The following is an 8,304-nucleotide window of genomic DNA, read 5'->3' on the forward strand; positions in this document are numbered from 1 at the left end:
GCCGCGAAGCGGGCCGGTGATGGAAGGAGACAGATATGAACCTTGAGAAATACTCCGAGCGCGTGCGCGGCTTTATCCAGTCCGCGCAGACCATGGCGCTCTCCCGCAATCACCAGCAATTCACTCCCGAACACATTTTGAAGGTCCTCGTCGACGATGAGGAGGGCTTGGCCGCGTCGCTGATCGAACGCGCCGGCGGCAATGTCCGCGACGTCAAGCTCGGCGTCGAGACGGCGCTCGAGGCAATGCCGAAAGTCGAAGGCGGCAATGGCCAGCTCTATCTGGCGCAGCCGCTGGCCAAGGTGTTCTCGACCGCGGAGGAACTGGCCAAGAAGGCCGGCGACAGCTTCGTCACGGTCGAGCGGCTGCTGCAGGCGCTCACCATGGAGAAGTCGGCAAAAACCGCCGACATCCTGGCCAAGGCCGGTGTCACCGCGCAGGCGCTGAACCAAGTAATCAATGATGTCCGCAAGGGCCGCACCGCCGATTCGGCGAGTGCCGAACAGGGCTATGACGCGCTGAAGAAATACGCGCGCGACCTGACCGCCGATGCCCGCGCCGGCAAGCTGGACCCTGTGATTGGCCGCGACGACGAGATCCGCCGCACCATTCAGGTGCTGTCGCGGCGCACCAAGAACAATCCGGTGCTCATCGGCGAGCCGGGCGTCGGCAAGACGGCGATCGCCGAGGGCTTGGCGCTGCGCATCGTCAATGGCGACGTGCCAGAATCGCTGAAGGACAAGCAGTTGATGGCGCTCGACATGGGCGCGCTGATCGCCGGTGCCAAGTATCGCGGCGAGTTCGAGGAGCGGCTGAAGGCCGTGCTCTCGGAAGTCACCTCGGCCAATGGCAACATCATCCTGTTCATCGACGAGATGCACACGCTGGTCGGCGCCGGCAAGGCGGACGGCGCGATGGATGCGTCGAACCTGTTGAAGCCGGCCCTCGCGCGCGGCGAATTGCACTGCGTCGGCGCCACCACGCTCGATGAATACCGCAAGCATGTCGAGAAGGATCCGGCACTTGCCCGCCGCTTCCAACCGGTCTTCGTCGATGAGCCGACGGTGGAGGATACGGTCTCGATCCTGCGCGGCCTGAAGGAGAAATACGAGCAGCACCACAAGGTGCGCATCTCCGACTCGGCGCTGGTGGCGGCGGCGACGCTGTCCAATCGCTACATCGCCGACCGCTTCCTGCCGGACAAGGCGATCGACCTGGTCGACGAGGCCGCCTCGCGGCTTCGCATGCAAGTCGATTCCAAGCCCGAGGCGCTGGACGAGATCGACCGCCGCATCATGCAGCTCAAGATCGAGCGCGAGGCGCTGAAGGTCGAGACGGATGACGCCTCGAAAGACCGGCTCGCCCGCTTGGAAAAGGAACTTGTCGGGCTCGAGGAGGAATCGACCGAGATCACTACCAAGTGGCAGGCCGAGAAGCAGAAGCTCGGGCTCGCCGCCGACTTGAAGAAGCAGCTCGACGAGGCACGCAACGATCTGGCCATTGCCCAACGCAAGGGTGAATTCCAGCGCGCCGGCGAACTTGCCTATGGCAAGATTCCGGAACTGGAAAAGGAGCTGAAGGAGGCAGAAGCCCAGGACGGCAAGGTCGGCATGGTCGAGGAAGTGGTAACCCCCGACCACGTCGCCCATATCGTCTCGCGCTGGACCGGCATTCCGGTCGACAAGATGCTGCAGGGCGAGCGCGACAAGCTGCTGCGCATGGAAGATGAGATCGGCAAGCGTGTCGTCGGCCAGGGCGAGGCGGTGCAGGCCGTTTCCAAGGCGGTACGGCGCGCCCGCGCCGGCCTACAGGATCCGAGCCGGCCGATCGGCTCGTTCATCTTCCTCGGACCGACGGGCGTCGGCAAGACCGAACTGACCAAGGCGCTGGCAAGCTTCCTGTTCGACGACGACAGCGCCATGGTGCGCATCGACATGTCGGAGTTCATGGAGAAGCACTCGGTCGCCCGGCTGATCGGTGCACCTCCCGGCTATGTCGGCTATGAGGAGGGCGGCGCGCTGACCGAAGCGGTGCGGCGCCGGCCCTATCAGGTCGTGCTGTTCGACGAGATCGAGAAGGCGCATCCCGATGTCTTCAACGTGCTCTTGCAGGTGCTCGATGACGGGCGTCTGACCGACGGCCAGGGCCGAACGGTCGATTTTCGCAACACGCTGATCATCATGACGTCGAATCTCGGCGCCGAATATCTGGTCAATCTCGGCGAGGACCAGGATGTCGATGCCGTGCGCGACGAGGTGATGAATGTGGTCAAGGCGTCGTTCCGGCCGGAGTTCCTCAACCGCGTCGACGAAGTGATACTGTTCCACCGGCTGCGCCGCAAGGATATGGACCGCATCGTCGAGATCCAGCTCAAGCGGCTGGAAAGCCTGCTTGTCGATCGCAAGATCACGCTGTCGCTCGATCACGAATCGATCGAGTGGCTGGCGGCCAAGGGCTATGACCCGGCCTATGGCGCGCGGCCGCTGAAGCGGGTGATGCAGAAGGAGTTGCAAGACCCGCTGGCGGAGAAGATCCTGCTCGGCGAGATCCTCGACGGCTCGACCGTCAAGGTGACGGCCGGCTCCGACCGGCTGAACTTCCGCTCGAAGCCGACGGTCGTGGCGACCGAAGCGGCGGCTTGATCCTGCGCCGCGCGTCCACTTCGGACGCGCGGCGTTTTCATACTGATGACAGGGCGTGGATGACGCTGGACGACTACAACAGCTTCTGCGCCTCGCTGCCCGCAACAAACCATGTCGTCCAGTGGGGCGGCGCCCATGTCTGGAAGGTCGGGACCAAGGTGTTTGCGATCGGCGGTTGGGATCAGGGCGAGCAGCTCTTCGTCACCTTCAAATGTTCAGACATCGCCTATGACGTGCTCAAGGAACAGCCGGGGCTGCGGCCCGCGCCCTACCTTGCCTCACGCGGCATGAAATGGATCCAGCGTCGGACAAGCCAGAGCATGGATGATGGTGCGCTGAAGGACTATTTGCGCGAGAGCCATCGCCTTGTCGCCCTGAAGCTGACCAAGCAGGCGCGCAAGGAACTGGGCCTTGCCGCAAGCTAGTTGATATTCGTCTGTACGCCGGAAACCCGCCATCTTCATGCCCGGTTCATGTTGGAACCATATGGTGGGGTAACTGGTTTGCTGGCGAAGGGGTTCGCCGAAGAACAACGCCGGGCGGCGGCAATTACGGACCGGAGAGTTTGGCCACGATGTTCCGCACGATCTTTGCCCTTTCGGCGCTTGCCGCCGGGCTTGTGTCTTTTGGTGCGCTCGCGGCGCCGACACAGGACAATGCACCACGGGTTGTCCGCGCTGCCAATGACGGCGACATTCTCGTCGCCCAGGACGGAAATCTGGACATCTACTACGACGCCCGCGGCAACCGCGTCATCGTCGATGCCGATACCGGCAAGGTCATCGCCATCCAGCCGCCGCAGACACGGCTTGATCGGCGCGCGTTGCGCCGCGAGACAAGGCTGCGCGAGTTGGGCCGGGCTCCCGCCGATGACGATCGCTACTATCTCGACGATCCGGAAGACATGGCGCGGTTCCGCCGCAAGCAGTTGGAAGAGGAAGGCCGGGTCATCCCGCCGCCGGCCGACGAATATGACCCCTATGGTGACAATTCGGTGGAAGCCTATCCGCCGGCGCCGCAGGACGATGGCAATTATGACAACAACTATCCCGATGCGCCGCAGCCGGCAAAGCCGGGCGCCATCAGGCGCCAGCCGCTGAACGAGGCCTCGATAGACCCTATGCAGCCCGCGACCCCGACGGAACAGGCCCCGCCGGCCGACCAAGGGGCACTGCCGCCGAAGATTGGCGGCAAGACCACGGTTGACCCATCGCTGTCGCTGGGCGCCCGTCAGGATGTAGCGGCGCTGCAGGTGCTGCTCGACCGGGGCGGCGCTTCGCCCGGCGTCATCGACGGGCGCTTCGGCTCGAATGTCGACAAGGCGATTGCCGCCTATAATGAGATCACCGGCAGCAATCTCAAGTCGACCGATGCTGTCGGCATCCAGACGGCCCTTGCGCAATCCGGTGGGGACGCGTTTGCCAACTATACGATCACCGCGGAGGATGCGGCCGGCCCCTATGTCGCCTCGGTCCCGGAAGACTACAGCCAGAAGGCGCAGCTCAACTGCATGTGCTACACCTCTGTCACCGAGGCGCTGGCGGAGCGCTTCCACATGGACGAGAACTATCTGAAATCGATCAACAAGGGCCTCGACTTCAACCGCCCCGGCACGATCATCAAGGTCGCCAATTTCGGCAAGCTGGTGTCAACGCCAGTCGCGCGCATCGTTGCCGACAAGACCAAGAAAGAAGTGTACGCCTACGATGCGGGTGGCAAGCTGGTCGCGGCCTATCCCGCCACCATCGGCTCGGCCGATACGCCGTCGCCCACCGGCATCCACGCCGTGTCGCGCATCGCGCTCGATCCGAACTACACCTACAACCCGAACATCAATTTCAAGCAGGGCCAGAACGACAAGATCCTGACCATTCCGCCAGGCCCCAACGGACCTGTCGGGTCGGTCTGGATTGCCCTGGACAAGCCGACCTATGGCATCCACGGAACGCCCGAACCTTCGAAGATCGGCAAGACCGAAAGCCATGGCTGCGTGCGCCTGACCAACTGGGACGCGCGTGAACTCGCCAAGCTGGTGTCGCCGGGTGTTACCGTGGAGTTTGTCGGCGGACCTTCAGCCGATGACGTTGCGCAGCAATGAGCCGCGCAACGCGGCGGCATAGATCAGCTGCACGAGCAGAATGAAGCCGACGCTGAGCAACGGGTTGACCAGGCAGAGTGCGGCGCCGATCGCCCACAGGATTTGCGCCTTGACGATGCGCATGTAGACCATGCGCCTTGTGTCGGCGTCGACATCTTCCGCGACAAAGCCGTTCTTCTCCGCATAGTGCCAGCTGGCGAACAGGGTTACGCCGAGCATCAGCAGGTTGAGCCAGTAGACCAGTGCCGCGGTCCTGAATTCGAGGAAGTCCGCCAGCAGGTCGGTCGAGAACGGCAAGAGCGCGATGAAGGCGAGAAAGCAAAGGTTCAGCGTGGCGAGCCGTCTGTCGGATTTGGCGATCAGCCCATGCCGCGCCTGCTGACTGAACCAGAATATGGTCAGCGTCAGGAAACTCAACGCATAAGTCAGGAAGCGCGGCGCCAGCGCCGCGATGGGGGCAAGCAGGTCGCCCTCGGAATGAACAGTCTCATGCGCCGGCACCCTGATCTCGAGCACGATCAGCGTGAGCGCAATGGCAAAGACGCCGTCGGTGATGCCGACAATGCGGCCGCGTCCTTCCGCCGACGCTTCGAGTGGACGCGTCATCGATTCCTCCGCCCGCGGTTCCCAGAAAAATCCAGCACGACTGACCCATTTGCATCCGGACGGGATGTTTCCCGGCAATATGACTGATTTCAAGGACTACAAGCTGCTGTCCGGTTGTTGCCAGCCCATCGGCGGTCTAAGCAGAGTGCCATGCATTCGCCAGATGAAGCCGCCGCAGTTCCGCTGACCAGGCCGGTCACGAACGGGACGTTCTGCCCGCAATCCCGGCGCCGATACGTGTTGATCGCGGCGATCCTGGCGTCGGCGCTCGGCTTCATCGACGGTTCGATCCTGGCAATCGCCATGCCGGCGATCCGCGCCGATCTTGGCGCCAGTCTCGCCGAGGCGCAGTGGATCTCCAATGGCTATGCGTTGACGCTGTCGGCGCTGATCCTTGCCGGCGGAGCCGCCGGCGACCGGTTCGGGCTGCGCCGCGCCTTCGTGGCCGGCATTGTGTTGTTTGTCGCAGCCTCGCTTGCCTGTGCGCTGGCACCGAATGCCGTCGTGCTGATCGCGTTTCGCGCCCTTCAGGGCATTGGCGCGGCGATCATGGTGCCGGGCAGCCTCGCCATCATCGCCAAGGCCTACCCGAAGAAGGAACGCGGCCGTGCGATCGGTATCTGGGCGGCGGCCTCGGCACTGACCACCGCACTCGGTCCCGTGCTCGGCGGCCTTGTTCTGTCGGCTTTCGGCGACGGCATCTGGCGGGCGATCTTCGCCGTCAACCTGCCTCTCGGCCTGATTTCGATCTATCTCCTGCTTGCCAAGATTCCAGCCGACGCGCCGACGGAGAAACGCAGCCTGGATCTCGGCGGTGGGGCGCTGGCGACATTGGCCTTCGGCGCGCTTGCGTATGGGCTGACGTCAATGAGTTCCAGCGGCGAGGGCCACATGGCGGGGCCGAGCATTGCCGCCGGCGCGGTGCTGCTTGTGGTCTTCATCCTGTTCGAGCAGCGACAGCGCGAGCCGATGATCGATCTCAGCCTGTTTCGCATAGGCGCTTTCGCCGGCGCCAATGTAGCGACCTTCTTTCTCTATTTCGCGCTGTCGGCCAATCTCTTCTATCTGCCGATGCTGCTGATCGCCGGCTGGGGGCTGAGCACGGCCGAGGTCGGCTTCATCTTCCTGCCGTTGTCTGCATTGATCGCACTTCTATCGGGACCGGTCGGCCAGTTGTCTGACCGGATCGGGCCGCGTTTCCCTATTGCCTGCGGCAGCCTGATCGTGGCTTTCGCCTTTGCCGGACTTGCCTTGCTCACCCATGCCGGCATCCATAATTTCTGGACGGGGACGTTCCCGCTGATGGCGCTGATGGGACTCGGGATGGCACTGGTCGTCTCACCACTGTCGACCGCGATCATGACAGCGGTGGAAGACAAGGATACGGGAGCTGCTTCCGGCATCAACAATGCCGTCTCGCGCATTGGCGGCCTGATCGCGGTGGCGGCAATGGGATCGCTGGCGGCCTGGGTCTATGCCCATGCGCTGGACGGGAATGCGATTTCAGCCGTGCCAGGCTTCGGCGAACCGGCACCGGCTGGACTTGCGCCCGCGCTCGATGCGGCACGGCTGGCCGCCAGTGACGCAGCCTTCTCCGTGGTGTCTTGGGTGACGGCGCTGCTTTGCCTGTTTTCAGCTGTCATCGCGTGGACGACAATTTCCGGAGAGCCGCTGCCGTGGTCGCGGCGTGCGGAAACCAGGCAAGACTGAAACGCGCAGGTTCAGCCTTCGATCTTGGCGCTGGCGACTTTCAGTGAATTGCCATCTTCCTGCTTCAGCAGATCGTCGATGCGCTCGCGCTCGCGCTTGAAGGCAACGAGATCGTCGCCTTTCAGGACCTTGCCGACCGGCAGGCGGACCCGCATCGGATCGACCTTGGTGCCGTTGACGATCAGCTCATAGTGGAGATGCGGGCCTGTGGCGAGGCCGGTCTGGCCGAGATAGCCGATGGTCTGGCCCTGGCGGACCCGCATACCCGGCTCGATGCCTTTGGCAAAGGCGCTCTGGTGATTGTATGAGGTTTCGTAGCCATTGGCATGGCGGATGATGATCTGCTTGCCGTAGCCGCCGGCCCAGCCGACCTTCTCGATGACCCCGTTGCCGGCGGCGATGATCGGCGTGCCGATCGGGGCCGCCCAGTCGACGCCGGTGTGCATGCGGACATAGCCGAGGATCGGATGTTTGCGGGCTCCGAAACCGGAGCGGAATTTTCCGGCGGGCAGCGGATTGCGCAGCAGGAACTGCTTGGCGCTCGATCCGTCCTCGTCGAAATAGTCGGTGCTGCCGTCCTGCATCTGGAAACGGTAGAAGTTGCGCGTGGTGCCGCCAAACGTCGCCGAGACATAGAGAAGTTCGGAATTGTCCGATGTCTGGTCGTCACCATCGGGCTGCGAGAACAGCACTTCGAGGCGGTCGGAGGGATTGAGGCGGGACTGGAAGTCGACATCGGACGCCAGGAGCTTGATCAGCCGCTGGGTCATCGCCTTGGACATGCCGTAGGAATAGGCGGCACGGTAGATGCCGTCATAGACATTGGGCAGGTTGCCGCGCACCACAACGGGCGCCGACGAATCATCGAATGCCGTCAAGAGTTCGGGATTCGGCTCCGGTTCCTGCGCCGGCACGTACTGGCCGCGGTCGTCGAGCGCGATGGTGACGATATGCGTGGTCTTGTCGTATACGCTGGTGCGCACGACCTTGGCGGCATCGCCGTGAACCTCGAGGCCGACGCGCAGCACGGTTCCGGCCTTCAGCGTCGGCGCGTTCAACAGCTTGGCGATTGCTTCGGCCATGCCGGTCGCGTCGTCACCCGTATAGCCCGAATCGGCAAAGGCCTCGGTGAGGTCGGTGTCCTTGGTGAAGGGAATGATTTCCTCGGCAAAAGCCGGTGCCTGGTCGTCAATGGCGGCGCGCGGAGACACCGAGACGTTTTCCGGCACGATCTTGACGTCGTAGGAG

6 protein-coding genes (1 of these 6 cut by a window edge) are annotated in these 8,304 nt (G+C 63.4%); 4 read left to right on the plus strand and 2 right to left on the minus strand.

Features of this window, described 5'->3' with window-relative positions; all coding sequences use genetic code 11:
• The first annotated feature begins 35 nt into the window (after positions 1 to 35).
• The 3 genes from clpB to EB231_RS08715 all read left to right on the plus strand — a co-directional run bounded on the left by clpB (position 36) and on the right by EB231_RS08715 (position 4,740).
• The gene (gene clpB, locus EB231_RS08705) at positions 36 to 2,642 is read left to right on the plus strand and encodes an ATP-dependent chaperone ClpB (RefSeq protein ID WP_172348452.1); all 2,607 of its coding nucleotides are present in this window, start codon (positions 36 to 38) and stop codon (positions 2,640 to 2,642) included.
• Positions 2,643 to 2,701: 59 nt separating this feature from the next.
• A complete protein-coding gene (locus tag EB231_RS08710; protein ID WP_172348453.1) occupies positions 2,702 to 3,067 on the plus strand; it encodes an MmcQ/YjbR family DNA-binding protein in 366 nt (121 codons plus the stop codon).
• Positions 3,068 to 3,216: 149 nt separating this feature from the next.
• On the plus strand, positions 3,217 to 4,740 hold the full coding sequence (locus EB231_RS08715) for a L,D-transpeptidase family protein (protein ID WP_172348454.1): 1,524 nt from the start codon (positions 3,217 to 3,219) through the stop codon (positions 4,738 to 4,740).
• Here EB231_RS08715 and EB231_RS08720 read toward each other — a convergent pair.
• Positions 4,714 to 5,346 carry a TMEM175 family protein gene (locus EB231_RS08720; protein ID WP_172348455.1) on the minus strand — a complete coding sequence of 211 codons (633 nt, stop codon included), beginning with the start codon at positions 5,344 to 5,346 and terminating at the stop codon, positions 4,714 to 4,716. The two genes, EB231_RS08715 and EB231_RS08720, sit on opposite strands and share 27 nt — an antisense overlap.
• Positions 5,347 to 5,496: 150 nt before the next feature.
• Between EB231_RS08720 and EB231_RS08725 the strand changes: the two genes are divergently transcribed.
• Entirely contained in the window at positions 5,497 to 7,056 is a 1,560-nt protein-coding gene (locus tag EB231_RS08725) for an MFS transporter (RefSeq protein WP_172348456.1), read from the plus strand.
• Positions 7,057 to 7,067: 11 nt separating this feature from the next.
• Here EB231_RS08725 and EB231_RS08730 read toward each other — a convergent pair whose 3' ends face one another.
• Positions 7,068 to 8,304, minus strand: partial view of a M23 family metallopeptidase gene (locus EB231_RS08730; RefSeq protein ID WP_172348457.1) — the 3' portion only. It continues 734 nt past the right edge of the window; the window shows 1,237 of its 1,971 coding nt (coding positions 735-1,971); the start codon falls outside the window, past its right edge — the gene reads right to left on this strand; it ends in the stop codon at positions 7,068 to 7,070.

Origin of the sequence: Mesorhizobium sp. NZP2298, assembly GCF_013170825.1 — a bacterium.
Taxonomy (GTDB): domain Bacteria; phylum Pseudomonadota; class Alphaproteobacteria; order Rhizobiales; family Rhizobiaceae; genus Mesorhizobium.